This is a genomic window from Deinococcus sp. AB2017081, from assembly GCF_034440735.1.
Taxonomy (GTDB): Bacteria; Deinococcota; Deinococci; order Deinococcales; family Deinococcaceae; genus Deinococcus; species Deinococcus rufus.
Window position 1 is genome coordinate 2,324,883 of sequence record NZ_CP140098.1, and the last position, 25,521, is coordinate 2,350,403.

Genomic DNA, 25,521 nt, shown 5'->3' on the forward strand with positions numbered 1-25,521 from the left:
TTCCCGTCTACGCCACGGGACACGCCATGAAGCCGTAGGTGCCGGGGCCGACGTGGGCACCGATGACCGGGCCGATCAGCTGCACGCGGCCCTTGCGGACGTTCAGGCCGCTGGAGCCGACGGCGGTACGCAGCGCCGTGATCCGCCCGGTGTCGCGGCCCGCGTGGGCGATGGTCACGCTGATCGGCTCGCGCCCGAACCGCTCGCGCAGTTTGTCGAGCATGTCCTGCGGGGCGACGTCGGCCTTGATGCGCCGTACGGCCTTGAGTTCACCGTCGCTGAACTGGAGGATCGGGCGCACGCCCAGCATGTTGGCCACCAGTTCCTGGGCCCGGCCGATGCGCCCGCCACGCCGCAGGTACTCCATCGTCGCCACGCTGAATTCCGCCGACATGCTCGAGCGCATGTCCTCGATCACACGGTTCACGTCCTGGGCGTGCCCACCGGCGACGACCGTCCGCTGGGCGGCCAGCACCGCCTCCGCCAGCGGGGTCGAGGCCAGGCCGCTGTCGATCACGTGGACGCGGTGGGCCACGCCCAGTGTCTGGGCCGCGTGCCGCGCGCGGTTCACCGTATCCGACAGCTTGCCTGAGAGGTGGATCGACACCACCTCGTCGTGGGTGCGCAGCAGGTCGCGGTAGCGGCGGGTGAAGGCCTCGACCTCGACGGGAGCGGTCGTGGCCATCCCGCCAGTCTTCATGTGGTCGTAGACGGCATCCGGGTCGATGTCCTGCCAGTCGTAGAGCCGGCGCTCCCGCAGGTGGACGGTCAGCGGCACCACATGGATGCCGAGCTGCCGGGCATGCTCCGGGGGCAGATCACAGGTCGAATCTGTGAGAAGGGCGATCACACTGAGAGTATGATGTGGATCACGTGATGTGTCCGTAAGGTTTTTCTGATCCGGCCGCACCGAGGGTGAACGGTGGGGTTGTCCGGCGCCCCCCGACTGAACCGCCCATGACGGACGGCCGGCGTCAGGGCCGCTATACTCCGCAGCCATGCGCTGCTCCTGTTCCCCCTGTCCGTGCTGCTGGACGCCTTCATGAAGATTGCCGTGCTGTGCCACGCGAGTGCTGGCGGCTCCGGCGTGGTCGCAACCGAACTGGGTCTGCAGGTGGCCCGGGCGGGCCACGACGTGCATTTTGTCGGCACGGCCCAGCCGTTTCGCCTGTCGGGGCACGGGGGGATGCGCGGCCCGTACTTCCACCAGGTCAGTTCCTTCGCCTATGCCCTGTTCGAGCAGCCGTATCCGGAACTCGCGGCGGCCAACACCCTGACGGAGGTGATCCTCGAACACGGGGTGCAGCTGTCACACGCGCATTACGCCATCCCGCACGCGACTGCGGCGATCCATGCGCGGGCCATCACCGGCCGCTCGCACGTCATGACGACCCTGCACGGCACCGACGTCACACTGGTCGGCGCCGAGCCGGCGTTCCGGCATACCACGCGCCATGCCATCGAGCGCAGCAACCATGTGACCGCGGTCTCGCACTTCCTGGCCGGGCAGACGCGCGAGGTGTTCGGTGTCGACCGGGAGATCGAGGTGATCCACAACTTCGTGGACGGCGACCGGTTCACGCGGATCGCCGATCCCGCCGTCCGTGCCCGCTTCGCCCACCCGGACGAGGCGCTGCTGGTTCACGTCAGCAACTTCCGGCCGGTCAAACGGGCGGAAGACGTCGTGCAGGTGTTCGCGCGGGTCGCCAGTGAGATGCCGGCGCGTCTGCTGATGGTCGGGGACGGCCCGGAACGGCCCCGCGCCTTCGAACTCGCGCGGCAGCTGGGCGTGATCGGCCGGACACAGTTCCTGGGTTCGTTCCCCGATGTCGAGACGATCCTCGGCATCAGTGACCTGTTCCTGCTCCCGAGCTCCAACGAGAGTTTCGGACTGGCGGCCCTGGAGGCGATGAGCTGCGAGGTACCGGTGGTCGCCGCGCGGGCCGGCGGCATTCCGGAAGTCGTCGACGACGGCGTGAACGGGATACTCTGCGCGGTCGGGGATGTGGACGGCATGGCACACGCGGCCCTGAACATCCTCCGTGACCGTGACCTGTACACGGCGATGGCCCGCGCCGCCCGCGAGGCAGCGGTGACCCGGTTTCATCCGAATCAGATCGTGCCGCAGTATCTCCAGGCGTACGAGACGACCATCCGTCGCTGACCGGGGGAAGTGGAACCGGAATATGTCGACATCCGGCAGAGTCGAGGTGACGGTTCTGCTCCGTCCCCGCCCTCACGCTCGCCACTTCATATCCAGTCCTATCTACGATCTGGTGCAGAATCCGGTGCCCCGGAGCTGGGGGGCCGAGACCCGGCAGATCCCGCGTGGCGATCCAACCGGTGTGTCAGCGGCCCACCCGCACGCGCAGCACCTGGTCATCGCCGAAGGGACGGACGGCCACCGCGCGGCCGACCTCGACGAGGAAGGCATTCCAGCCTCGCACCAGGGTGGCGCTGTAGCCCTTGCTGGCCGTGACGGTCACGTCGCTGCTGACCCAGGTCACGAACAGCGACGCGGGCCCGCTGGTGGGAGGGGCCTCCCGCATGGGTTCCGTCTCGTCGCGGTGTCCGTTGGCGTTGGTGTCCCGGTAGACGAAGAATTTCAGCTCGGCGGACTGCACCGGCGCGCTGACGGTCACCGGGTCGATCACGCCCGGCCACGTGACATTGCGCGGTGTCAGGGTGGTCTGAGTCCGCGCCGGGGGCACGGTCGTCGGAATCTCCAGACTGAACCGGCCACCAGTGATGGGCACGCTCACGAGTTCCTGAATCGGCTGTCCATACGCGCTGACGACGAACCCGGCGATCCGCGCGTCCGGCCCGGCACCGTCTGCCGAACCGGCGACCGTGAGGGCGGCAGCGTGGCCGCCGGCCACAACGGACAGCGAGAGCAGCAGGGCGCGGAGGGTCATACGTCAAGTGTACGCGGCCACCTGACGCCGGTGTGATCCCGGCCTTGGGCTGGCGTTCCACCCGGCCACATGCAGCGGGGGAACACAGCCCCCCGGCCGTGCTCCCCCACGTGCGGAAGCTGGTCTTACTTGCCCAGCGCCTGCTTGACCAGATCGATGATCTCGGGCATGGTGTCGGCCACCGGCACGTTCGCCGCCTGGAAGGCCGCGAGTTTGCTCTCGGGGGTGCCCACGTCGCCCATGATGATCGCGCCGGCGTGACCCATGCGCTTGCCTTTCGGGGCGCTGCGGCCGCTGATGAAGGCCACGACGGGCTTCTTCATGCTGGACTTGATGTACTCGGCGGCGGCTTCCTCGTCCGCGCCGCCGATCTCACCGATGACCACCACGGCGTCGGTGTCGGGATCCGCCTCGAAGAGGGGCAGGACGTCCGCGAAGGTGGTGCCGATCACGGGGTCACCGCCGATGCCGACGGTCGTGCTGGTGCCCATGCCGGCGTCGTTCAGGAGCTTGGCGGCCTCGTAGGTCAGCGTCCCGGAGCGGCTGATCAGGCCGATGCGGCCGGGGGTGGCATAGATCTTGTTCGGCATGATGCCGACCTTGGCCTCGCCGTTCGTGACCAGACCGGGGCAGTTGCCACCGATCAGGCGCACGCCCTCGCCACCCTGGGCGCGGCTGCGCTCGTCGAGTTCACGGACTTCCTGCACGGCGCGCATCATGTCGACGGTGGGCACGCCCTCGGTGATCAGGATGACCAGGGGAATGCCGGCGTGCGCGGCTTCCAGCACGGCATCGGCGGCGCCGGCCGGGGGCACGAAGATGATGCTGACGTTCGCTCCGGTCGCGGCCTTCGCCTCGGCGACCGAGTTGAACACCGGCCAGCCCTCGAAGTCCTGACCGCCCTTGCCGGGGGTCACGCCCGCGACGACCTGGGTGCCGAATTCCTTCATGGCGCGGGAGTGGCTGGCCCCCTCGCGGCCGGTCATGCCCTGCACGATGACCCTGCTGTTCTTATCGACGAGAATACCCATCTTACTTGCTCCCCTGGCTCACGGCGTTGGCTTCTTTCGCAGCCTCGTCGGCGGCCTCGAACATGGTCGGGTACATCTGGATCAGCGGGCTGTTCACTTCCGCGAGCAGCGCCTTGGCCTCGTCCTCGGCCGTGCCGGCGATGCGCATGCGCACCGGCTTGGTCAGGATGCCGTCCTTCAGGGCCTGGATAACGCCCTTGGCGACCTCGTCGGCACGGGTGATGCCGCCGAAGATGTTGATGAAGATCGCCTTGACATCGCTGTCCTTGCTGACCAGTTTCACGGCGTTGTACACGATCTCGGCCTTGGCCCCGCCGCCGATGTCGAGGAAGTTGGCGGGCTTGGCGCCCGCGCGGTTCACGACGTCCAGCGAGGTCATGACGATGCCGGCGCCGTTGCCCAGCACCCCGACGTTGCCGTCGAGCTTCACGTAGGCGAAGCCGTACTTGCTGGCCTCGATCTCGAGGGGGTGCTCGGCTTCCAGTTCGCGCCAGTCGGCGAGATCCTGGTGGCGGTACATGGCGTTGTCGTCGATCTCGAACTTGGTATCGAGGGCGAGCGGCACGCCGTCGGGGCCCACGAACAGCGGATTGATCTCGACGAGCACGGCGTCACGCGCGAACGCAGCCTCGCTCATCTTGACCATCATGTCCGCGATCTTGTTCAGGTTGCCCTTGAAGCCGGCCCGGATGGCCACATCGCGCGCCTCGTAGGGACGCAGGCCCGTGACGGGATCGACGCGGTGCTTGATGATCTTGTCCGGGGTCGCGGCGGCGACCTCCTCGATCTCCATCCCGCCCTCCGCCGAGGCCATCAGGGTGTAGCTCTGGACGTTGCGGTCGACGATCATGCCCACGTAGTACTCGGTACCGGCGTCGATGTCGACGGCCTTCGTGACCAGCACCTTGTTCACGGTCAGGCCCTTGATGTCCATGCCCAGGATCTTCTCGCCGTTCTCGAAGGCCTTGTCCTCGGTCGGGCTGAACTTCACGCCGCCCGCCTTGCCGCGCCCGCCCACGTGCACCTGCGCCTTCACGACGACCGGCTGACCGTATTCACGTGCGACGGCACGAACCTCGTCGGGCGTCCGGGCCACCTTGCCGTCCTGCACATTCACGCCGAACTGGCGCAGGATGTCCTTCCCCTGATACTCGTGAAGTTTCACGGTGCTTCCTCCTTGGGTTGACGGTCGCCGCGCGACCACGTCTGCTTGTTCCCGAAGAGTGAGTATACGGGCCTGACCGGATGGCCGGCGGATGTTCCCAAGAAGGGAACACCGCACGGCCGCACCCGGCGGGAGGCGGCGCTGTCATGACCGGCGAACGGGCTGCATGTTACCGTTGCCTGACATGACAGCACTGGATCAGTTGCGCAGCGCCATGCGCCGGGCAGGAGTCGATGCCCTGTGGATCAGCGATCCCGCCAATGTACGGGCCATCTCGGGCTTCTCCTCGGGCAAGGACGGCAAGGTGCTCGTGACAGCCCACGGCGCGACCCTGTATACCGACGCGCGCTACACCGTCCAGGCCTCCGAGGAGGCGACGGTGCCGCAGTTCATCGCCCGTCCGCCCGAGACCTATGTCCACGCCAGGGACGCTGCGGGCGGCCTGCGGGTCGGCTTCGAGGCCGATCACCTGACGGTGGCGCTGCTGGATGACCTGCGCGACCACTGGCCGGACGCCTCGCTTGTGCCGGTGCGCGGCCTGGTGCACGGCCTGCGCGTGACCAAGACGGCGCGGGAACTGGACGCGATCCGGGCGGCCCAGCGCATCGCGGATGCGGCCTTCGCGCAGGTGCGGCCGACGATCCGTCCCGGGGTCACCGAGCTGGACGTGGCCCTGGAGCTGGAACTCGCCATGCGCCGTGCCGGAGCACAGTCGGCCTTCGAGATCATCGTGGCCAGCGGGCCGAACGGTGCCAAGCCGCACGGCGTGGCCTCGTCCCGCGTGATCGGAGATGACGAACTGGTGACCGTGGACATGGGAGCACGGGTGGACGGCTACCACAGCGACATGACCCGCACGGTCGCGGTGGGCGAGCCGTCAGCCGAACTGCGCCGCCTGTACCGCGCCGTGCTGGAGGCCGAGCAGGCGGCTGTGGCCGCAGTCCGGCCGGGCATGCGGGCCGCCGACCTCGACCGGCTGGCCCGCGACCTGCTGACCGGGCACGGCCTGGGGGAGTACTTCGCCCATTCTCTGGGCCACGGGGTCGGACTGGATGTGCACGAGGCCCCCGGCCTGCGGGCCACCAGCGAGGAGGTGCTGGAACCCGGCATGGTGATCACCATCGAACCCGGCGTGTACGTGCCGGGCGTGGGGGGCGTGCGGATCGAGGATCTGGTGCTGGTCACAGAGACAGGCTCCGAGGTGCTCAGCTTGGCCGAGAAGGAACAGCTGTGAGGCCGCTGGCCGTGATCCTGGGGCTGGCGCTGCTGGGCGGAGCCCACGCGCAGACCTACACGGTGCAGCCGGGCGACACCCTGTGGTCGCTGTCCCGCCGGCTGGGCATCAGCGTGGCCGCACTCCGGGAGGCCAATCCGGGCATGCTGCGGGCGGGCCAGACCCTCCGGATGCCTGACCACGCGGCCGTGCTGCGCACAGTGTCGCTGCCGGCGTCGCCACCGGCTGCCGTCTTCCAGCGGGGGCAGGCCGTGTACTACGGCGGGCGGCGCGACCCACGCACGGCGATGACGGCCGCCCACCTGAACCTGCCGATGGGCACCTGGGTTCGGGTGATCCATGAGCGGACGGGCCGCGAGGTGACCGTGCTGATCAACGATCGGGGGCCCTTCGGGGTACCGTCACGCATCATCGACCTGTCCGACGACGCCGCGCGGGTGCTGGGCATCATGAGCGAGGGTGTGGCCCCGGTCCGCATCCTCATCGTGTCCCGTCCTTGACCCGGGGCGGCCCCGCCCGACATGAAGGCGCGTGTCCTGGCCCGGCGGGGGAGCGGTGTTAGAATCTTCCGGGTCTTACGCCACACACAGCTTCAACCTGATGTGTCTCACCCCACCGAGGAGGATGTTTTAAATGACGATGGACACGGCACTCCTGACACTGGATACGCTCGCGAAGTACCTGAAGGAAAAGGACGTCCAGCTGGACATGGAGGACAACAACGGCCAGCGCTTCATCCGCATGGGCTGGCGCTTCGAGATGGGTGACGCGGCCGTGCTGGTCAGCGTGAACGACGGCCCGAACAACACCAGCCGTCTGGAGATCACCTGCGTGACCCAGAAGCAGTACAACGGCCGGCGCAACGAGGTCGTGAACATGCTCAACGACCGCAACCGCGAGCGGGCCTTCGCGCGCAGCATCGACGCCGACGGCAACGTGTGGCTGGAGTACGTGGGCTTCTACCCCACCCTGGCCGAGATGCCCCAGGAGACCTTCGACACGCTGTTCGGCGGCGTGCTGATGCACTTCCAGGACGACTACGGTGCCCTGGAAGGCGTGTCGCCCGCCGGCGGCATGCAGGTTCAGCAACCCCAGGCGTAAGAACAGATCGGCACGACGAACCGGGAGCCCTTCAACGGCTCCCGGTTCGTCGTCTTCCCTATCCGCGCCGCTGGGTCAGCAGTTCCTCCAGGCGATCCACGTAGCCCGCCAGCGTGCGGAACGTGGCCTGCACCGGTTCCGGGCTGAGCATGTCCACGCCGGCCTCCCTGAGCGCGTCGATGGGATCGGCGCTGCCACCGGATTCCAGGAAGCGCAGGTAGGTGGTGCGGGCGGTCTCGGGATCGGAGGCGAACTGTTCGAGCAGCTGGTGCGCGGCACTGATCCCGGTCGCGTACTGGTAGGCATAGAAATTGGCGTACAGGTGGGTGGAGAACTGGGCCCACATGATGCCGCTGCGATCACGGTCCATGGTCACGCCGTCGCCGTAGCCCTGGGCCAGCAGGTCGGCGGTGAGCTGGGTCAGATCCGGGGCGCTCAGGGTGCCGCCCGCCTCGATCCGGCGGTAGCACTCCAGTTCGAAGGCCGCCAGGGTGGGCATGATGAAGAAGTAGCGGTGGAAGTTCGACAGCGCTTCCTCGATGATCTGCACCTCGAACTCGGTGTCGCGGGCGGCGCGGGCCTGGGCCAGCAGGTGCTGGCGCACCATGGCCTGGTTGAAGTTGCTGGCGACCTCGGCGTGGAACAGGGTGTACCGGGGCACGCTGTACGGGTGGGCACGGGTCGAGAGCAGCGAGTGCATCGAGTGCCCGATCTCGTGCGCCAGCGTGGAGTACGAGTTCATGGTGCCGTTCCAGGTCATGAAGATGAACGGCTTGACCCGGCCGCCACCGTTCGAGTACGCCCCCTGGCGCTTGCCGGCGTTCTCCACGTAGTCCACCCAGCGCTCGGTGGTCAGTCCCTGGCGCATGTCCTGCACGTAGGCCTCGCCCAGGGGGGCCATGCCCTGCGCGATCCACTCGACGGCCTGCTCATAGCTGACGGCGCGGGTGGGCACCAGGGCGGCCTTGACGTCGTATTCGCGCAGTTCCGGCAGGTTCAGCCACTCGCGGCGCACGCGCCAGTAGCGGTGCCACGTGGGCGTGTTCGCACGGTACGTATCGAGCAGCGTCGTGACGACCCCGACCGGAATCGCGTCCGGGGCTAGGCTGGCGGTGATCGCATCCGGGTACTGACGGGCCTGGGCCAGGAAGGCGCTCTGGCGGACGTTGGTGGCATACATGGCAGCCTGAGCGTGCTTCACGGCCAGGTGGGCATCGGCGTAGTGCTCCCAGGCCTCGCGGCGCACGTCGCGGTTGCCGGCGCTGGTCAGGCGATCCACGTTGCCCTGAGTGATCTCCTCGCCGCCCGCGCTGCCGAAGCGCAGATCCATGTTCGCCAGAGCCGGGTGGATGCCACGTTCGCTGGCGAAGGGAGCCTGCACCGCGCCCAGCAGCGCCTCGACCTCGGCCGAGCGGACGTGTGGGCGGTTGCGGCGCACCCGCTCCAGACGCACGCGCTGAGCCGCGAAGTCGGGCCGCGCCAGCCACGTGTCCAGCGTCGTGTCCGGCAGCGCCAGCAGTTCCGGCTGAGCGAAGGCGACGGCGCTGCCCAGGCGCGCCGAGAGTCCGGTGGCGCGGTCGCGGCGGGCGGCAGCCACCGCATCTCGGCCATCGACACTCGCACTCATGGAGGCGTACGACAGCAGGCGCTGGACGCGCAACTGCACCTCGTCGGCCTGGGTCAGGTAGCCGAGCAGGGCCGCAGGCGAGTCGCCCAGGTGACCTGCGTGCGCGCCCAGCGCATCGATGGCGGCGGGCAGACGGTCGGCCTCGGCGTCCCACTCGCCCGGGGTGGCGTACAGCGCCTCGATGTCCCAGGTCTGTGCCTTCGGGGCGTCGGCGCGGGCCGGCAGGGTCTTCACGGTGGTCATGTCCCCGAGGCTACCACTGGCCTAAGCGTCTCTGAATGGATTAAGTACGCGCCGGGAGTACCATCAGGCCAGCATGACCGGACAGCGCCCATGACCACCCACACCCCCTCGGCCCGCGCCATCCTGCCCGCCCTGCTGCGGCTGCCCGGGTTTACCGGTCTCGCTCTGTCGGTGTTCTTCCTGGGCTTCGGCGTTTCACTGTCGGGGCCATTCCTGGCGCTGTACGGGGTGCAGCGGATCGGCATGACGCCGCTGCTGCTGGGCGTCTTCCTGACCCTGAACGCCGTGAGCGCGGTGCTGCTCAGTACCCGGCTGGCCCGCTGGTCGGATCGGCTGAGCAACCGCCGCCCGCTGGTGCTGTTCACGCTGGCGATGGCCGCCGCCGGGCAGGCCGGACTGGCCGCCGCCCACAGCTTCGCGGCGGCCCTGCTGGTGGGCGTGCTCGTCATGGGGCTGGGGGCAGCCGCATTCCCACAGCTGTTCGCGTATGCGCGCACGCAGATGAGCACGGTTCCAGGCGACCTGGCCGAGCGCGGGCAGACGGTGCTGCGTTCCATGTTCTCGCTGGCCTTCGTCGTCGGGCCAGGGCTGGGGGCCGCCGCGCTGGCCCGGCTGGGTTTCCCTGGCGTGTTCCTGCTGGCGGCCGCGTGCCTGCTGCTGGCGGCCATTCCGGTGTGGCGCAGCCGCAGTGTGGCCCTCCCGGCGACCCCGGCCGGCCACACGGTCACCCTGGCCCGCAGCGCCACACCGGCCCGGCCGATCACGTGGGTCTCTGTCGCCTTCGTGATGTACGGCATGAGCATGGTCATGGCCATGACGATGTTTCCCCTGTTCATCACCGATACGCTGAGCGGCACGACCTCGCAGGTGGGCTTCCTGATCAGCCTGTGTGCCCTGCTGGAGATCCCGATCATGCTGGCACTGGTCACGCTGCGCCGCCTGCCGGGCGTGGAATGGATGGTCAAGGCCGCGATGGGCGTGTTCGCCATCCATTTCGTGATGATCTTCCTGGCCCAGGGCCTGGGCCTGCTGGTCGCCGCCCAGGTGATCCGGGCCGTGGTGCTGGCCATCCTGGCGGGCCTGGGAATGACGTACTTCCAGCAGCTCATGCCCGGCCGGGTCAGCGCCGCGACCACCCTGTTCTCGAACACCCTGAACGTCGGCAGCATGCTGGCCGGGATCGTGTCGGGCACGATCGCGCAGGTCTTCGGCTACCGGGACGTGTACATCGTGTGCGCCGTGCTGACGGCGGCGGCGTGGGTGGTGATGCAGGTGATCACGCGGCCCCGCGCGGCGGTCGTTGCAGAACCGTGACGGCCTACTGCATCGATCCAATATCGACACGTGTTCCGCATTTCACATCCAATACTTGATTTGAGGCCGCAGGGCAAAGGGGGCCGGAGCCCCCCTGCACCGCTCAGGCGATCCGGCAACCCTGCGCGATTCCCCGGGCCAGCGCGCCCACGTCCTCGCCACGCTGGATGGCGGTGATGAAGGCGCTGCCGACCACCACGCCATCGGCCACGCGGGCGACCTCGGCGGCCGTGGCGGCATCCTTCACGCCGAAGCCGACGGCGACCGGCACCGTGGCGAACTGCCGGGCCAGGGCCAGCATGGCCGGCACCTCGCCCAGGGCGCTGCCTTCACGGGCGCCGGTCACGCCGGTGACACTGACCGCGTAGAGAAAGCCTGTGCACGCCCGCGCCACGAGTTCCACACGCGCCGGCGTACTGGTCGGGGCGATCAGGAAGGTCACGGCCAGCCCGTACTCGGCGGCCAGATCCGCGATCTCCAGATCCTGATCCGGCGGCAGATCCGGGAGGATCAGGCCGTCCACGCCGGCCTCGGCCGCCAGCCGCATGAACTCGCGCGGGCCGACCGCGTAGATCGGATTGACATAGGTCATGACGACGATCGGCGTGTCGTGGCGCGTCCGCAGCGCGGCGATCAGCTCCAGCGTGCGCCGGGTGCTGGTGCCGCCATCCAGCGCCTGTTCGCTGGCCCGCTGGATGGTGGGGCCGTCCCCGAGCGGATCGGAGTACGGAATGCCGACCTCCATCAGGTCGGCGTGGGCGAGCAGGGCGTCGGCCACGGCCGGGAAGGCGTCGGCGCTGGGATAGCCGGCGGTCATGAAGGGAATGAACGCGGCGCGGCCCTGGGCACGCGCACGCTCAAAGGCGGCGTGGATGCGGGCGACCCCGCGAGCCTGCGTGACGGTCATGCGCGCACCTCCGGCACGGCGCGGTCGAGCAGCCGGGCGACCTCGGCCACGTCCTTGTCGCCGCGCCCCGACAGGTTCACCACGATGACCTGATCCGGGCGCATGGTCGCGGCCAGCTCGACCGCGTGGTAGATCGCGTGGGCGCTCTCCAGGGCCGGAATGATGCCCTCCAGGCGGGTACACAGCTGCAGGGCCTCCAGCGCCTGGGCGTCGGTGACGGGCACGTACTCGGCCACGCCGGTCGTCGAGTACAGGCAGTGTTCGGGGCCGATGCCGGGGTAGTCCAGCCCTGCGCTGATCGAGTGGGGCGGCACGATCTGGCCCTCGTCGTCATTGAGCAGGTACATCATCGAGCCGTGCAGCACGCCGACGCGCCCTCCGGCGACACTGGCGGCGTGCCGGCCGGACTCGACCCCCTCGCCGGCGGCCTCGGTGCCGATCAGCCGGGGGCGCTGGTCATCGGGCAGGTAGGCGTAGGGCGCGAAGATGCCGATGGCGTTGCTGCCACCGCCCACGCACGCGACGATGGCGTCCGGTGCCTCGCGGCCCTCGGCGGCGCGGAGCTGCACCTTGGTCTCCTCTCCGATCACGGACTGGAAGTCGCGCACCATGGCCGGATACGGGTGAGGCCCGACGACACTGCCCAGGATGTAGAAGGTATCGCGCACGTTGGTGACCCAGTCGCGGATGGCCTCGTTGGTGGCGTCTTTCAGGGTGCTGGTGCCGGACGTGACCTCGCGCACCTCGGCCCCGAGCAGCCGCATGCGGAAGACGTTCAGGGCCTGGCGGCGGATGTCCTCGGCTCCCATGTAGACCACGCAGTCCAGGCCCAGCAGGGCGGCGGCGGTGGCACTCGCCACGCCGTGCTGCCCCGCCCCGGTCTCGGCGATCACGCGCTTCTTGCCCATGCGCACCGCCAGCAGCGCCTGCGCCAGACAGTTGTTGATCTTGTGGGCACCGGTGTAGTTGAAGTCTTCGCGCTTGAGGTAAATCTTGGCGCCGCCCGCGTGGGCGGTGAGCCGCTGGGCGAGGTACAGCGGACTGGGCCGGTTCACGAACTCCCGCAGCAGCCGGTCGAGTTCGGTCAGGAACGCCGGGTCGGTCTTGGCGGTGCGGTACGCGGTCTCGAGTTCGTCAAGGGCCGGGATGAGGGTCTCGGGAACGTATCGACCGCCGAAACGGCCGAAGCGTCCACGCTCATCCGGCATCGGATAGTCAGGCAGATGAAGGGTCATTGGAGCTTCAGGGTAGGATTCCGGCTTGCACCCGGTACAGCAAAAACTTAGACAACTCGTCTAAGTTTTCCCTCATCTCTGGCCCGCTCAGGGACGCCACGTCCGCCACAGAGGGAGAAGGTCAGCCGGCGTGACTTCATCGGGCACGTCCCAGCCGAGACTGCGCGCCAGGGCCGCGACGACCGCGCCTGCCGGAGCACCCGATTCACGCAGTTCCCGGACGCCGGGGGCGCCGCCGCGCTTGGCTAGACGCTCTCCTTGGAAATCCTTCATGAGAGGCACATGGTGGTAGCGGACAGGCGGCACGCCGAGCGCGGTCTGGAGCGCCGCCTGCCGGGGCGTGGCCGTCCACAGATCCTCGCCGCGCACCACGTCGGTCACGCCCATCTGCGCGTCATCCACCACCACCGCGAGGTGGTACGCGTACACGCCGTCGTTGCGGCGCAGCACCATGTCCCCGACCTGCGAGGGCAGGTGCTGGCACAGCGTCCACCCGCGTAGATCGTCGTGGGCGCACACCGTCTGATCCGGCACCCGCCAGCGCCACGCCGCCGGGCGATCCGGGTGGGCCGTCGCCGTGCGGCAGGTGCCGGGGTACACCGGCTCGTCGCCGTGCGGGGCGCCGGCACTGGCCTCGACGGCGGCGAGCACCTCTCTGCGGGTACACGTGCACGGGTAGGTGTCCAGCGTCTCCAGCGCAGCGGCGTACCGATCCAGCCGCTCCGACTGACGGTATTCCCTGTCCCAGTCCAGGCCCAGCCACTCCAGATCGCGCCGGGTGACGTCGTAGGCCCAGGCGCGTACACGCCCGGTGTCCAGATCCTCGAAGCGCAGCAGGTGTCGCCCGCCCGCCGCGCGCGAGTGCAGCCACGCCAGCAGCGCCGTCCGCGCATTGCCCAGGTGCATCGCCCCGGTGGGACTCGGCGCGAAGCGGCCGGTCACGGCGGAGGGAGCAGGAGCCATGGGATCAGGGTAGGGCATCGGGCGGGGCGTCCAGTGTGACCGATGGGTCTACGTCAGCTCGTCCCACACGGCCAGCAGCACCCCGGCCACGATCGCCACGAAGGCCAGGAAGGCGACGGCGCTGCCCAGCGGGGCCGCCAGGTGCAGGGCGTCGGCCGCGCCCAGGAGCTGCCACCAGTCGTGGGTATCGGGATCACCCGTGATCAGGTCGAGGTTCCGGGTCGGCGCGTCGCGGATATACGCGGCCACGCTTGCCAGCGAGTGGGCCGCCCACAGCGTCACGATGCCCGCCGCGTAACGGTCGCGCCGCGCCAGGAACGCCGCCGCACAGCCCAGCGGCACCAGCACCTGCATGACGCTGCCGCCCAGCAGCATGACCGTCTCGCCAAACAGACCGAACACCACGTGCCCAGCCTCGTGGAACACCAGATTCACGGTACTGAGCAGGCTGCCCGACAGGGGACGCAGCACGCCCGGCACCGTGACGAGCAGCGCCAGCGCCAGTCCGGCCCAGCGGCCCACCCCGCGCCACGGGCCCGTCACCGGGTGCGTTCCCGCAGCCACGCCAGCAGGAGATCCTCGACGAGTTCACTCACGCTCTCGCCGCCGTCCCGTTTGACCTCGCGCCAGACCGCGCGCACGGTCTCGCGCCGCACGTAGACCGTGACGGGCGCGTCCGCCCGGGCGAGGCCCGCCGTTTCGTCCTGGGGCCCGGGCACCGGAGTCCGGGCTGCGTCCTCGGGAGCATGGCGGCGCGCCCTGCGTTCGGCCTTGGCGGCCTTCTTGCGGCCCCTGCCCTTCTTCTTCGCCGAGTCCAGATACGTGAACCGGGACATCCCCTCAGCCCACTTCACTCGCGAGGGCCACGACATCGGCCCACGCGCTGGCGGCGCGGGGATCGCGGACATCGCGCACCAGCACGCCCAGGTCGGCGGCCTTCTGGAATGCCGCGTAGTGGCGGATCATGGCGTTACACACGTGCAGGCCGGTGTCGCGCAGGTCCTCGCGGATGTCGTCGGCAGAGTTGCCCACCGGGGGCACGCGGCACAGCACGACCTGCACCTTCCGGGCCGCGCCATGCTCGCCCAGGTAATCCGCGAGGTCACGGGTCGCGTCCTGTTCCAGGGCGCTCAGGCCACTGGGAATCAGGATGGTGTCCGCCCGTTCGGCGAGCGTCCGCAGGTCACGGCGCTTCGGACGGCCCTCGGTGTCGATGATGACCATGTCGGCGGCGTTCAGCACTTTCGGCTTCGCGGCCTCCGGAGTGACGACCGGAAAGCCCAGGCCCTCCGGCCGGCGGGCCGCCCAGCGCAGGGCACTGCCCACCCGGCCGTCCTCGTCGATCAGCACCACGCGCCTGCCCCCGGCGGCCAGCGCCCCCGCCAGATTCACGGCCAGCGTGCTCTTCCCCACCCCGCCCTTCTCGGACGTGATCGCCAGGATGCGCGGCCCTGCTGCCATGCCCAGGAGCGTACCAGACGGCCTGCCCGGCCCGCATCATGGAGGCATGACCGATCGTGACCGCCTGACGACCCTGCTGGCCTCGGAACCGTACTGGACGGCGCAGGCCATGCAGGCACAGGGCAGCCGCTTCTACCGCGCCCTGGGAACCGCGCTGGAGGCCGCCGACGCCACGAACCGCCGCCGCCTGTACGAGACGTGGCCGGACGAATTCTGGGACTTCTACACCCGGGGTCTGGAACTTGTAGAGGCCGGCGAGGCGCCGTGACCGTGACCGGCGGCCCCCCGCGCTGCCGACCGTCACCTACACTGCCCGCATGACTGCCCGACCCACCCCCACCCTGCTTGCCGTGCTCGCCCACCCCGACGACGAGGCCTTCAGCATCGGCGGCACGCTGACGCACTATGCCCGCCGGGGCGTGCGGGTCGTCCTGGCGTGCGCCACCCGCGGCGAGGCCGGCAAGATCACGGTGCCCGGCATGACCGTGGACGACCTGGGTGCCCAGCGCGAACAGGAACTCCGCGAGGCGTGCCGCGCCCTGGAGATCCCGGAACCGGTCTTTCTGGACTTCCATGACTCGGGCCGCTACGAACGCACCCGGCACGACGATCCCCTGGCGCTGATGAACCTCGACCCCCTGGCGATCGAGACCCGGGTGAAGGCTGTCATGGATGACGTGCAGCCCGATGTGGTCATCACCTTCGACCCGCACGGGGGCTACGGGCACATCGACCACCTGAAGGTTCACCGCGCCACCGTGGCGGCGTTCTTCAGCTCCGGCCACCTGCCGGACGGTGGCCCCCAGCGGCTGTACTACACCGCCATGACCACCGAGGCCGCGCAGGGGCTGTCGCGCATGGGACAGGATCTCGATCCCATGCTCTACGGCGTGTCCGAGGGCACCATCGCCGTGCGCATGGCCGTCGGGGCCTACGCCGCGAACAAGACGGCCGCCCTGGCCGCCCACGGCACCCAGATGGGCGAGACGAGCATCCTGGGCCGCATGACCGCCGAGGAGCGGGCACAGCTGGAGGAGCGGATGCTGGGTTGGGAGAGCTTCAGCCTCGGCGGGACGCGGGTGCCAGTACCGCACCTGCCGCTGCGCGGCCTGTTCGACGGTGTGCGCGGGGGCGAGGGGCTGGACGACTGATTCCGGTTCAGGAGAAAGGATTCAGGCGGCGGGCCGCGTCCTGGGCCGCTTCGGCCCCCCACACCAGCCCGGCGACATGCACGGCCGCGTGCAGGGCGGCGAATCCGGCAGGCGTGGTGCACAGCGTCCCGTCGGTCACGCTCTGATCCGGGCGGACATCGGAGACGCCGTGGCCCCACAGGGTATCGACCAGTTCGGCCGGGCCGCCCACGACCTTCCCCGTCAGGGTGTCGGCCTCGGCGCACAGCAGGACGCCGCTGCCGCTGGCCCCGACCGGCAGGGCCGCGTGCGAGGCCAGGAAGGCGCGGAGCAGGGGATCGCGGGCCGCGCGGGCCGCGCCGGGGCCACCGGGGATCAGGAGTCCCGCTGGCCGGGGCAGCGCCGCGTACAGCACGTGTGGAGTGCTCACCAGGCCGCCCGCCGTGAGGATGCTGGCCCGTGAGCGGTTGACGGTGCGGGTGGCGCCCTCGCCTCCGCACAGCCGGCACACGGCCACCATGATGCCCAGTTCCAGCTCGCTCACGCCGGCGTAGATCGGCACCGCCACGACGTGCCCTGCCGACCCGTTGCCCGGCCGCTCGGTGTCGGCGGTCATTCCGGGCGCAGGGGCCGCAGCGTGTAGCCGCGCCGGGCGACCGGTGGGCCGATCTCGCCGTGCTCCAGCAGGCGGTCGACCGCCTCCTCGTCCAGGCGCTCGACCCGCCGCAGGTACTCGCGCACCGCACCGGCCGAGTCGAAGCGCCGCGGATGGGGGTCGCCGTCGACGCGAAGGTCAAGCCAGCGGATCACGGCCGCTCCCGACTGCTGGTGCTCACAGCTCTCTCAGATCCTCCCACAGCTGCCAGCCCACGCCATCGGGCGTGCCGTCGAGCAGGGGATTCAGGGCCTCGCTGGCGGCGGTGGCGTCGCCGTGCAGGGTGTCATTGCTGGGCCGCTCGTCGTACACACGCAGCACCGTGAACTGGTAGAAGGTCTGACTGGCCGTCGGCTCGCCGTTCTCGAAGAAGGCGAAGGGCGGCTGCACCTGATCCCACAGCACGTGGGCGCCCTCCTGCTCGTCGCTGGTCGGGGGCGGCAGATCGAGCTCGCGGGGCAGGAAGTGCTCCAGATCGACGTCGGCCGCCTCGGGATGCCAGACGTATCCCTGAAGGAGCCGGACGGCAGCGCGGCCACGCGGGTGTGGATCGGTGGAACTCACGCTGCCCAGCATACGCGCTCTAGCTGCGCCCGGTTCGGGTGGATGACCCGGCGGCGGTCATCGCGACGCGCAGCGCGTCGGCGGGGCGCAGGGCCTCGGGAACCGGGCCCGGCACGAACGCCCGGACGACGGACGCGGCGTCGGGATGGTTCGCCTCCAGCGCGGCTCCGATGTCCCGCCACACGCCTGCCTGGAAGGGACGCAGGGCCGGATCGTCCAGCGCGCCGCGAACCCACGTCAGGGTCGCCACCCCCTCGCCGATGGTCGCGCGGGCCTCCAGCGTGACGAGCTGGGCGCACAGGCCAGGATCGGGGGCCCCCGGCCCCTGTACCCGGCGCAGGAGGGCGTGGGCGCGGTTGATGTCTGCCAGGGCGGCCTCCACCTGACCGGCCCGGAGCCGGGCCTCCGCCCGCTGGGATCGGGCCTGCGCCTCCTCGTAGGGGTGACGGGTCAGGGCCAGCGCAGCCTCGGTGCTGGCCAGCGCCGCCGCGCTGTCCGGATCGGCCAGGGCGCGGCTGAGGTGCATGTCGAAGGTCAGGATGGTCTCGCGGTCGCCGCCTGGGGTCTGGGCATGGATCAGGGCGTCGAGCAGCGTGCGGGCCTGAGCCAGATCGGGGTGATCCCGGTGGGGCCCACCCAGTGGGGGCAGATACGGCACACCCAGGCCACGGGTCAGGTAGGCCAGGGCCAGGCGGTAGCGGGTACGCCGCTCCCGGTAGCGGGTCTCGGCGGGTCGGGCCTCGTTCCGTTCCAGCAGGGACAGCGCCCGCGCCGCCTCGGCCATGGCGTCGTCCGGCCGGTTCAGGGCGAGCAGGATCGGTACGCCCTCCGAATGCAGCCGGGCACGCACCACCCGGTCTGGACGCCGGCGGGGGTCGTCAGGCACCCGCTCCAGCGCCTGCCCGAGCTGGCTCAGGCCCTCGGCCGGCCGGCCCAGCCGGCGCAGGGCTGTGGCGCTGCGGGCCAGCACCCGCGACGCCTCCTCGGCCGACCCGCCCGCCGCGTCCAGCCGCGCCGCGGCGTCCAGCAGCGCGTCGAGGGCAGCCTGGGGCTGGCCCAGGCGCAGGCGCAGGTCACCCTCCTGATAGCGGGCCCGTGCCGAGAGCAGCGGACTGCTGACCGGCACGCCCTGCAGGGCCACGAGCGCGTCGTCCCAGCGCCCGGCATCCTTGGCAATCAGGCCGCGCCACAGCAGGGCCCGGGGCCCGCCCACCGCCGTGCGGGGATCGGACACGGCGCGGGTCGCCGCATCAAGATCTCCCTCCCAGCGGGCCAGCGCCGCGTGAACCAGCAGCGCGTCGGCCTGGGCGGCCACCCCCCAGGGATCACGGGCGTCCATCCCCACCACGTCCGGGTGCTCCAGCTGCCGGCGGGCGGAGTCCACCATGCCGATCTCCAGGCTGCTCTCGGCCAGCTTGACCCGCGCCCAGGCCCGCACCGGGTCGCGGGGCGATTCCATCAGGGTGAACAGCGCGTCCCGCAGGGCCGGCTCCCGGTACTCGCCGCGGCCCGCGTGGTGCATGACCACCGCTCGGGCCAGCTGCTCCCGCTCGGGCAGGGAGCCGGCCCGGCGGATCAGGGGCCACAGGGGCGGCAGGTGCCGGGCGTCGTCCGGGTGGGCCTGCACGGCGGCACACACGGCCGCCCAATCGCCGAGGTGCGCCAGCGCGGCCAGCCGGTACGCGGCGAGCGCCGGCTCGGTGGTGGCGACGATCCGGGCATGTACCGCGTCGGTCTCGGGACGGCCGGCGGCGTCCCAGGCGGCCCGCAACACCGGGGTCGGGTGAACGCCGCCGTCATCCACGGGCCGCAGCAGGGCGCGCGCGTGTGGCGGCAGCCCCTGCGGATCGGTGCCCAGCGCGGCGGTGACGAGCGCCGCTGGCCACGCGGCATGCGGATCCCGCAGATTCACGGCGTTCAGCGCGCCCCCCGCCTCGACCACGCGGCGGGTGTCCGGATCCGAGCGGATGTTCCCGGCGTCGGTGTCGCCGGACCTCAGACTGACCAGCAGGGTCAGGCGGTCGAGATGCCGGCCGGTCTCGCGCACCAGCGTGTCCGCCTCGTGCCGGGCGATGCCCAGGGTGGTCATGAGGTACGTGCGCGCCTCGGCGCTGCTGGGGGGGCGCAGATCGATCACCTCGGCCGGGACGTCCTGCAGGCCACGGCGCGATTCGGTGGCGATCAGGGCAGCCACGCCGGGGCGCAGGTGGGTCAGCACGGTGGCCGCCACCCAGCCGGCCGGACTCGCGGGCGTGCCGTCCACGTGGCGCGGCGGATGGCCGCCGATCTGCAGGTCGTCGGTCACGCGGATCAGCACCGCGCCGGCCGCCGGCAGGGCCACGCGCAGCGCGTCCACCTGGGCCTGCGCGATCTCGGCGTACGACGATCCCCGCCCGGTGCCCGGCGTGGACACGTCGGTGGCGTCACCGGACAGGAGCAGCCGGGTCACGGCCACGTCCGCAGTCCGCAGCGCCCGGTCGAGGTGATCCAGCAGCACCGTCTTGCCCGCACCGGCGCGTCCGGTCACGATCAGCCGGGGGGCACGGCCTGCCCGGACACCGGCGAGGAACTGCTTGTAGGCCCGCTTCTTGGACCGGCCCAGGAGTTCCAGGGTGTCCGGCACCGCCGCCGAGACGGCCACCGCATCGCCCGCCGGCAGGTCGCGCCCGGTCTCGCGGGCGAGGTCACTCAGGATGCCGTGCAGGGCCGCCTTGTCGCGGGCGGTTCCGATGTCGCGGTACACGATGTTGCGCAGCGCCGCCGGGTTCGCGCCGCGTCCCCGCATCTCGGCCTCCAGCCAGCGCAGGCTGCCGCGCTGCTGCCGCCCGGAGGCCGGGGGCGGCAGGTGGCGGCGCAGGTCGGCCAGCACGCTCTTCCAGTCCATGCTGCGACGAGCGTAGCACCCGAACGGGGGGAGCCCGGCACATGAACTGCGTCCAGAACAACCCAGGAGTGCCCACCCTGACGGGATCGTCAGGTTCCATTCAGGCCATGATGTGTATACTCCGCGTCAGCATTCACAGCCCAGACCGTCACCGGAGGAACCCCATGCGAACGACTGCCCTGACCCTTGCCCTCATGTTGTCTGCTCCTGCCCTGGCCCAGAGCCAGCAGGCCGCCCAGGCCCTGTACGACCAGGGCAAGTGGCAGGAGGCCGCGTCGGCCGCCGCCGCCCTGAATACCAGCGCCGGTCTGGCGCTGGCGGCCGAGGCCACCACGGGCGGGGCCAGCCTGGTGCCCGACAGCCAGAAGAAGGCCCTGTTCACCAAAGCGCAGGACTATGCCAAGGCAGCGATCTCCCGCGATCCCAACAACGCCGACGCGTTTTTCGAACTCGCCCGCGCACAGGGCCGGCTCGCGCAGTTCAGCGGCATCCTGCAGAGCCTCGGCCTGGCGACCGACATGAAGGGCAACCTCGACAAGGCGCTGTCGCTGAATCCGAAGATGGCCGGCGGCTACGTGGCCCTGGGCCTGTGGAACGCGAACCTGGTGGCCAAGGGCTTCATCGCGGTGCGGGCCTCGGGGGCAGACCGCAACCAGATCGTCCCCAACTTTGAGAAGGCGATCGCTCTGGAACCGAACGTCGCCATCCACAAGATCGAGTACGCCAACGCCCTGATCCTCCAGGGCAAGAAGGCCGAAGCGGCGGCGCAGCTCGACCGGGCGGTCGCCCTGCCGGCCGACACCTTCTGGGAGAAGCGCGATCTGGAGGCGGCCAAGGCCACCCTGGCGAAGCTGCGCTGAGCGCGTCCCGGACACGCCCGAGCGCGGCGCGGCGAGTGACAGCGGACTGGATCCACGCCGATCCGGCCCTGCTCAGTCCGAGGCCTTCTGCTCGTGGTACTCGCTGATGTGGTCGTACACGGTCTGCGGGAATTCCAGGTCACGGTACACGTTGCCCTCGTCCGGATCGGTGGTGTCCGGGATGATCGGGAAGTCCTGCTTGCCCTGGTACTCCATGATCTTCGCTCGGCTGGGCGGGCTGTACTCCCGCTCCTGCACCTGCTGCACCAGCGCGCGGGCCTCGGTCTCGCCGAAGTCCCGATCCTTCGCCAGCTGATCCACCAGCGTGTCCTCGTCGAGGAAATGCCGGGCGACGATGGCGTACACCAGCCGGCCATAGTGTCCGATGTCCTCGCCCCGATCCAGGGCACTGCTCAGGTGGCGCATCATGTGGTTGGCCGTCAGATCCTCCATTGGCATAATTGATCCTCCTGATTCAACGTAGAACATACCGTTCCCGGCCGGATGATGGAGCGGTGCCGGCATCTTCACGTGGGCCTCAGATGCGGATTCGGGCGGACGCCGCGGTGCGTTACAGTGACGGCATGATCGCGTACAGCGAGGTCTGGGCCTTCACGCCGACCCCCGGTCAGGGCAACCGTGCCGGGGTGGTGCTGGACGCCGCCTCGCTCGGCGACGCGGAACTGCAGGCACTGGCGACATTTCTGGATGCCCCGGAAACCGTGTTCGTGATCCGCCGGGGCGACGGCCGCGTGCGGGTGCGCTATTTCACCCCAACCCAGGAGGTCGAGTTCTGCGGCCACGCGACGGTGGCCCTGGGCCTGATGCTCGCTCAGGCCGGCCTGTGGCAGGGCGAGGCGCTGGAACTGGAGACCCTGGCCGGCCGCGTCCCGCTGCGGCTCGTCAGCGACGCGGGCGTGCCCGTCCAGGTGTGGATGCGCCAGCGCCGCCATGAGACCCGCGCGGTTCCGCCCGCGTACCGACACCGCCTGGCCGAGGCCCTGGGCATCAGCGACCGCATGATCCACCGTGGCCTGCCCCTGGCATGCGCGAGCAGCGGCCTGTGGTCGGTCTTCGTGCCACTGCTCGACCCGGTGATCCTCGACGGGCTCGAACCGGATTTCCCGGCGATCGAGACGCTGAGCGCGGAACTGGGGGTCGGCTCGGTGTATGCGTACACGCCGATGGGGGTGAACCGCTTCGCGTCGAGGGATTTCGCTCCGCTGGTGGGAATCCCGGAAGACCCGGTGACCGGCAGCGCGGCCGGGGCCGTCATGGGGCTGCTGGCGCACCACGGTCGCCTGCCGGTGCGGGCTGGCCGGGCCTGCGGCGTGATCTACCAGGGCCACGCCCTGGGATCCCCCGGCGAGGTCGAGGTCGAGATCGAGCTGGAGGGCACCACGGTCATGGGTGTCCACGTCGGTGGCTGCGCGGTGCTGGGGCACGAGGGACACTGGCGGCCGTAGCGCCGTCGTGCCCCGATCTGGCGGGCGACCCCTACACTGGGCCGCATGCTTGGACTGATCTGTGTGGATGTGGACGGCACCCTGGTGGGCACAGGGAATACCGTCCGGGACGATGTGTGGGCGGCCATGGCCCACGCCCGCTCACTCGGGGTTCGGATTGCCCTGTGCTCCGGGCGGCCAGCGGTGGGACATGCCCTGGACTACGCGCGGCGCCTCGACGGCGACGGCTGGCACGTGTTCCAGAACGGCGCGAGCATCGTGAACGTGGGCACCCGCGACAGCCTGTCCGAGCCGATGCCGGACGGAGCGGTGGCCACCCTGCTGGCGCACGCCGACGCCACGGGCCGTCTGCTGGAGGTCTACACCGACACCGAGTACGGCTTCAACCTGCCGGGCGACCTGGCCGAACGCCACGCCGCCCTGCTGGGGCTGCCCTACGTTCCCCGCGCCCCCTCGAGCCTGAATGGGCCGGTGGTGCGGGCCCAGTGGGTCGTGCCGCTGGGCGAGCAGGCCGAGGTCATGGCCGAGCCCCACGACGGCCTGACCCTGCACCCGGCCGGCAGTCCTGCCATGCCGGACATCATGTTCATCTCGGTCACCAGGGCAGGCATCGGCAAGGGCGCGGCCGTGAAGAGGATCGCCGCGGGCTACGGTCTGAGCATGGACCGCGTGATGATGGTCGGCGACGGCGAGAACGACGTGGCCGCCATGCAGGTCGTGGGCCACCCGGTCGCCATGGGCAACGCCGTCGAGGCGGCGCGGGCCGCGTCGCGGTACGTGGTCGCGGACGTGGACGACGGCGGCCTGCGCGAGGCCGTGGAGCTCGCCCTGACGCTGTAGCCGCGCGCGGCTCTATGCTCGGGCCATGAGCGATGCCCCCGCCGACGTGCCGCAGACCGATCCCCCCCGCGACGAGGTGAGCGTCACCCGCCACACCGTGACCGTGGACGGACGCGAGCTCGCGTATACGGTCACGGCCGGGACGATGGTGCTCGCCGACGAGGCGCACGGCAAGGACGGCCAGTCCGAGGGCACGAAGCCGAGGGCCCGCGTGTTCTTCATCGCGTACGCGCTCGACGGCGACCACGACCCGCGCACCCGGCCGGTCACGTTCTCGTTCAACGGCGGGCCCGGCTCCAGCAGCGTGTGGCTGCACCTCGGCGTGCTCGGCCCGCGCCGCGTGGTCATGGGCGATGCCGGGGCGCTGACCGGCCCACCCTACGACCTGACGGACAACGCCCACACGCTGCTGACGGACAGCGACCTCGTGTTCATCGACCCGGTCAGCACCGGGTTCTCGCGTGCCGAGAAGGGCGAGAAGCCCGGGGACTTCCACGGCTTCACGCGCGACATCGAGTCGGTGGGCGACTTCATCCGGCTGTGGGTGACCCGCGCGGGCCGCTGGCTGAGCCCCAAGTTCCTGGTCGGCGAGAGCTACGGCACCACGCGCGCCGCGGGCCTGAGCGGGTACCTCCAGGGGCGGCACGGCCTGTTCCTGAACGGCATCATGCTCGTGAGCGCCATCCTGGACTTTTCCACGGTGGACTTCACGCCGGGCCACGACCTCCCGTACGTCGTGCACCTGCCCACGCAGGCGGCGACCGCGTGGTACCACGGCGCGCTGGAGGGTGAGCGGTCACTCGCGGACGTGCTCGCCGAGGCGGAGGCCTTCGCGGACGGCGAGTACGCCGCGGCGCTGCACCTGGGGGCCCGGCTGGGCGATGCCCGCCGGGAGGAGGTCGCCCGCACCTACGCCAGGCTGACGGGTCTGGACGAGGGATTCATCCTCCGCTGCGACCTGCGCGTGACGCTCGCGCGCTTCCGCAAGGAGCTGCTGCGCGGGCGCGGCCTCACGGTGGGCCGCCTGGACAGCCGTTTCACCGGCCTCGACCGCGACCACGCCGGCGCGGAACCCTCCGACGACGCGAGCATGACCGCCATCCTCGGCCCGTATGCCGCCGCGATGAACCACCTCGTGCGGGTGGAGCTGCGCTTCGAGTCCGACCTGCCGTACGAGATCCTGACCGGGCGCGTCCGGCCGTGGAGTTACCGGGAGTTCGAGAACCGGCACGTGCGCGTCTCGGACACGCTGCGCGAGGCGCTGCACCACAACCGGCACCTGAAGGTGCTCGTCGCGTCCGGGTACTACGACTTCGCCACGCCGTACCACGCGACGCGCCACACCCTCGACCACCTCGCGCTGAACCCGGAGCTGTGCGGCAACGTCCGCGAGACCTTCTACGAGGCGGGGCACATGATGTACGTGCACGGGCCCAGCCTGGAGGCCCTGGCCCGCGACCTGCGCGACTTCGTGACGTGGGCACAGTGAAGTGGGCCCATTAACGTGGGCGCACTGAGATGGGAGCTGGGCTGACCGTGGAGCCGCTGCGTGCCCTCGTCCAGACCCTCACCGAGTCGGTCTCCACCCTCGCGGAACTCGCGGCGGCGCTGATCATCGCCGTGGCCGTCGCGGAGGCGATCGTCCGCTCGGTGCACACGGTGTTCCTGCACAGCGGCGGCTCGGACGACGCGAAACAGACGCTGCGGCTGCGCCTGGGGCGCTGGCTGGCGGTGTCGCTGGAATTCCTGCTCGCCGCCGATATCCTGCGCACGGCGGTCGCACCGTCGTGGCAGGACATCGGGCAGCTCGGCGCGATCGCCCTGATCCGCACCGCCCTGAACTACTTCCTGCAACGCGAGATCGAGGCGCAGGCACAGTCCCGGCGGGGCGGGGCGACCGGGGAGGGCCCGGCCCCGTCCTGAATC

General features: G+C 70.5%; 28 protein-coding genes. 12 read left to right on the forward strand and 16 right to left on the reverse strand.

The genetic code is table 11. The annotated features are described in order from the left end of the window. Positions 1-7 precede the first annotated feature (7 nt). Positions 8-850 carry a DegV family protein gene (locus U2P90_RS11200; protein ID WP_295818664.1) on the reverse strand — a complete coding sequence of 281 codons (843 nt, stop codon included), beginning with the start codon at positions 848-850 and terminating at the stop codon, positions 8-10. Between the two features lie 192 nt (positions 851-1,042). Between U2P90_RS11200 and bshA the strand changes: the two genes are divergently transcribed. Then, positions 1,043-2,164 carry an N-acetyl-alpha-D-glucosaminyl L-malate synthase BshA gene (gene bshA / locus U2P90_RS11205; protein ID WP_322472163.1) on the forward strand — a complete coding sequence of 374 codons (1,122 nt, stop codon included), beginning with the start codon at positions 1,043-1,045 and terminating at the stop codon, positions 2,162-2,164. Between the two features lie 184 nt (positions 2,165-2,348). Here the strand turns inward: bshA and U2P90_RS11210 are convergent, their stop codons facing one another. The 3 genes from U2P90_RS11210 to sucC form a co-directional block, all read right to left on the reverse strand. Beyond that, complete coding sequence (locus U2P90_RS11210) at positions 2,349-2,915, reverse strand: hypothetical protein (protein WP_322472164.1); 567 nt, start codon at positions 2,913-2,915, stop codon at positions 2,349-2,351. A 125-nt stretch (positions 2,916-3,040) separates the two neighbouring features. Further along, positions 3,041-3,946: a succinate--CoA ligase subunit alpha gene (gene sucD / locus U2P90_RS11215; protein ID WP_322472165.1), complete on the reverse strand. Its 906-nt coding sequence runs from the start codon at positions 3,944-3,946 to the stop codon at positions 3,041-3,043. 1 nt (position 3,947) lies between these two features. Continuing rightward, complete coding sequence (gene sucC, locus U2P90_RS11220; RefSeq protein WP_295818672.1) at positions 3,948-5,111, reverse strand: ADP-forming succinate--CoA ligase subunit beta; 1,164 nt, start codon at positions 5,109-5,111, stop codon at positions 3,948-3,950. 184 nt (positions 5,112-5,295) lie between these two features. On the opposite strand from sucC, the gene U2P90_RS11225 reads away from it, so the two are divergent. The 3 genes from U2P90_RS11225 to U2P90_RS11235 all read left to right on the forward strand — a co-directional run bounded on the left by U2P90_RS11225 (position 5,296) and on the right by U2P90_RS11235 (position 7,446). Beyond that, on the forward strand, positions 5,296-6,345 hold the full coding sequence (locus U2P90_RS11225) for a M24 family metallopeptidase (protein WP_322472166.1): 1,050 nt from the start codon (positions 5,296-5,298) through the stop codon (positions 6,343-6,345). Further along, a complete protein-coding gene (locus tag U2P90_RS11230; protein WP_322472167.1) occupies positions 6,342-6,845 on the forward strand; it encodes an RlpA-like double-psi beta-barrel domain-containing protein in 504 nt (167 codons plus the stop codon). The genes U2P90_RS11225 and U2P90_RS11230 overlap by 4 nt, the downstream gene beginning before the upstream one ends. 133 nt (positions 6,846-6,978) lie before the next feature. Continuing rightward, a complete protein-coding gene (locus tag U2P90_RS11235; protein WP_295818676.1) occupies positions 6,979-7,446 on the forward strand; it encodes a YbjN domain-containing protein in 468 nt (155 codons plus the stop codon). A gap of 58 nt (positions 7,447-7,504) precedes the next feature. Here U2P90_RS11235 and pepF read toward each other — a convergent pair whose 3' ends face one another. Then, entirely contained in the window at positions 7,505-9,316 is a 1,812-nt protein-coding gene (pepF, locus tag U2P90_RS11240; protein WP_322472168.1) for an oligoendopeptidase F, read from the reverse strand. 90 nt (positions 9,317-9,406) lie between these two features. Here pepF and U2P90_RS11245 point away from each other — a divergent pair, with 90 nt between their 5' ends. Beyond that, positions 9,407-10,630, forward strand: a complete 1,224-nt coding sequence (locus tag U2P90_RS11245; RefSeq protein ID WP_322472169.1) for a sugar efflux transporter — start codon at positions 9,407-9,409, stop codon at positions 10,628-10,630. Between the two features lie 103 nt (positions 10,631-10,733). Here U2P90_RS11245 and trpA read toward each other — a convergent pair whose 3' ends face one another. The 6 genes from trpA to U2P90_RS11275 all read right to left on the reverse strand — a co-directional run bounded on the left by trpA (position 10,734) and on the right by U2P90_RS11275 (position 15,196). Then, positions 10,734-11,537, reverse strand: coding sequence for a tryptophan synthase subunit alpha (trpA, locus tag U2P90_RS11250; RefSeq protein ID WP_322472170.1), 804 nt, complete (start codon positions 11,535-11,537; stop codon positions 10,734-10,736). Next, positions 11,534-12,772 (reverse strand): tryptophan synthase subunit beta, encoded by a 1,239-nt coding sequence (gene trpB / locus U2P90_RS11255; RefSeq protein WP_322472171.1) that lies wholly within the window; start codon positions 12,770-12,772, stop codon positions 11,534-11,536. Before trpB ends, trpA begins: the two co-directional genes overlap by 4 nt. 87 nt (positions 12,773-12,859) lie before the next feature. After that, positions 12,860-13,735 (reverse strand): tRNA glutamyl-Q(34) synthetase GluQRS, encoded by an 876-nt coding sequence (gene gluQRS, locus U2P90_RS11260; RefSeq protein ID WP_322472172.1) that lies wholly within the window; start codon positions 13,733-13,735, stop codon positions 12,860-12,862. A 48-nt stretch (positions 13,736-13,783) separates the two neighbouring features. Next, positions 13,784-14,299, reverse strand: coding sequence for a hypothetical protein (locus U2P90_RS11265; protein WP_322472173.1), 516 nt, complete (start codon positions 14,297-14,299; stop codon positions 13,784-13,786). Continuing rightward, positions 14,275-14,571 carry a hypothetical protein gene (locus U2P90_RS11270; protein ID WP_322472174.1) on the reverse strand — a complete coding sequence of 99 codons (297 nt, stop codon included), beginning with the start codon at positions 14,569-14,571 and terminating at the stop codon, positions 14,275-14,277. Before U2P90_RS11270 ends, U2P90_RS11265 begins: the two co-directional genes overlap by 25 nt. 4 nt (positions 14,572-14,575) lie before the next feature. Continuing rightward, complete coding sequence (locus tag U2P90_RS11275; protein ID WP_322472175.1) at positions 14,576-15,196, reverse strand: ParA family protein; 621 nt, start codon at positions 15,194-15,196, stop codon at positions 14,576-14,578. A 46-nt stretch (positions 15,197-15,242) separates the two neighbouring features. Here U2P90_RS11275 and U2P90_RS11280 point away from each other — a divergent pair, with 46 nt between their 5' ends. Further along, positions 15,243-15,464 carry a hypothetical protein gene (locus tag U2P90_RS11280; protein WP_322472176.1) on the forward strand — a complete coding sequence of 74 codons (222 nt, stop codon included), beginning with the start codon at positions 15,243-15,245 and terminating at the stop codon, positions 15,462-15,464. Positions 15,465-15,513: 49 nt separating this feature from the next. After that, entirely contained in the window at positions 15,514-16,347 is an 834-nt protein-coding gene (locus U2P90_RS11285) for a PIG-L deacetylase family protein (RefSeq protein WP_322472177.1), read from the forward strand. A 7-nt stretch (positions 16,348-16,354) separates the two neighbouring features. Here U2P90_RS11285 and U2P90_RS11290 read toward each other — a convergent pair whose 3' ends face one another. Genes U2P90_RS11290 through U2P90_RS11305 form a run of 4 tightly spaced genes read right to left on the reverse strand, consistent with a single transcriptional unit; the run spans position 16,355 to position 20,429 of the window. Continuing rightward, positions 16,355-16,942, reverse strand: a complete 588-nt coding sequence (locus tag U2P90_RS11290) for a transcriptional regulator (RefSeq protein WP_322472178.1) — start codon at positions 16,940-16,942, stop codon at positions 16,355-16,357. Beyond that, positions 16,939-17,136: a hypothetical protein gene (locus U2P90_RS11295; protein WP_295818695.1), complete on the reverse strand. Its 198-nt coding sequence runs from the start codon at positions 17,134-17,136 to the stop codon at positions 16,939-16,941. The genes U2P90_RS11290 and U2P90_RS11295 overlap by 4 nt, the downstream gene beginning before the upstream one ends. A gap of 22 nt (positions 17,137-17,158) precedes the next feature. Next, positions 17,159-17,557 (reverse strand): DUF3208 domain-containing protein, encoded by a 399-nt coding sequence (locus tag U2P90_RS11300; protein WP_295818696.1) that lies wholly within the window; start codon positions 17,555-17,557, stop codon positions 17,159-17,161. 7 nt (positions 17,558-17,564) lie between these two features. Next, positions 17,565-20,429, reverse strand: coding sequence for a hypothetical protein (locus U2P90_RS11305; RefSeq protein WP_322472179.1), 2,865 nt, complete (start codon positions 20,427-20,429; stop codon positions 17,565-17,567). A 164-nt stretch (positions 20,430-20,593) separates the two neighbouring features. Between U2P90_RS11305 and U2P90_RS11310 the strand changes: the two genes are divergently transcribed. Next, the gene (locus tag U2P90_RS11310; protein WP_322472180.1) at positions 20,594-21,289 is read left to right on the forward strand and encodes a tetratricopeptide repeat protein; all 696 of its coding nucleotides are present in this window, start codon (positions 20,594-20,596) and stop codon (positions 21,287-21,289) included. Between the two features lie 72 nt (positions 21,290-21,361). Here the strand turns inward: U2P90_RS11310 and U2P90_RS11315 are convergent, their stop codons facing one another. After that, a complete protein-coding gene (locus U2P90_RS11315; RefSeq protein ID WP_322472181.1) occupies positions 21,362-21,748 on the reverse strand; it encodes a hypothetical protein in 387 nt (128 codons plus the stop codon). Between the two features lie 125 nt (positions 21,749-21,873). Here U2P90_RS11315 and U2P90_RS11320 point away from each other — a divergent pair, with 125 nt between their 5' ends. The 4 genes from U2P90_RS11320 to U2P90_RS11335 are packed head-to-tail and all read left to right on the forward strand — an operon-like array spanning position 21,874 to position 25,518. Then, entirely contained in the window at positions 21,874-22,755 is an 882-nt protein-coding gene (locus U2P90_RS11320) for a PhzF family phenazine biosynthesis isomerase (RefSeq protein ID WP_295823058.1), read from the forward strand. 45 nt (positions 22,756-22,800) lie between these two features. After that, entirely contained in the window at positions 22,801-23,595 is a 795-nt protein-coding gene (locus U2P90_RS11325) for a Cof-type HAD-IIB family hydrolase (protein WP_295823056.1), read from the forward strand. 25 nt (positions 23,596-23,620) lie between these two features. Next, a complete protein-coding gene (locus U2P90_RS11330) occupies positions 23,621-25,084 on the forward strand; it encodes a S10 family peptidase (RefSeq protein ID WP_322472182.1) in 1,464 nt (487 codons plus the stop codon). A 29-nt stretch (positions 25,085-25,113) separates the two neighbouring features. After that, positions 25,114-25,518, forward strand: a complete 405-nt coding sequence (locus U2P90_RS11335; protein WP_322472183.1) for a DUF1622 domain-containing protein — start codon at positions 25,114-25,116, stop codon at positions 25,516-25,518. Positions 25,519-25,521: the final 3 nt, after the last annotated feature.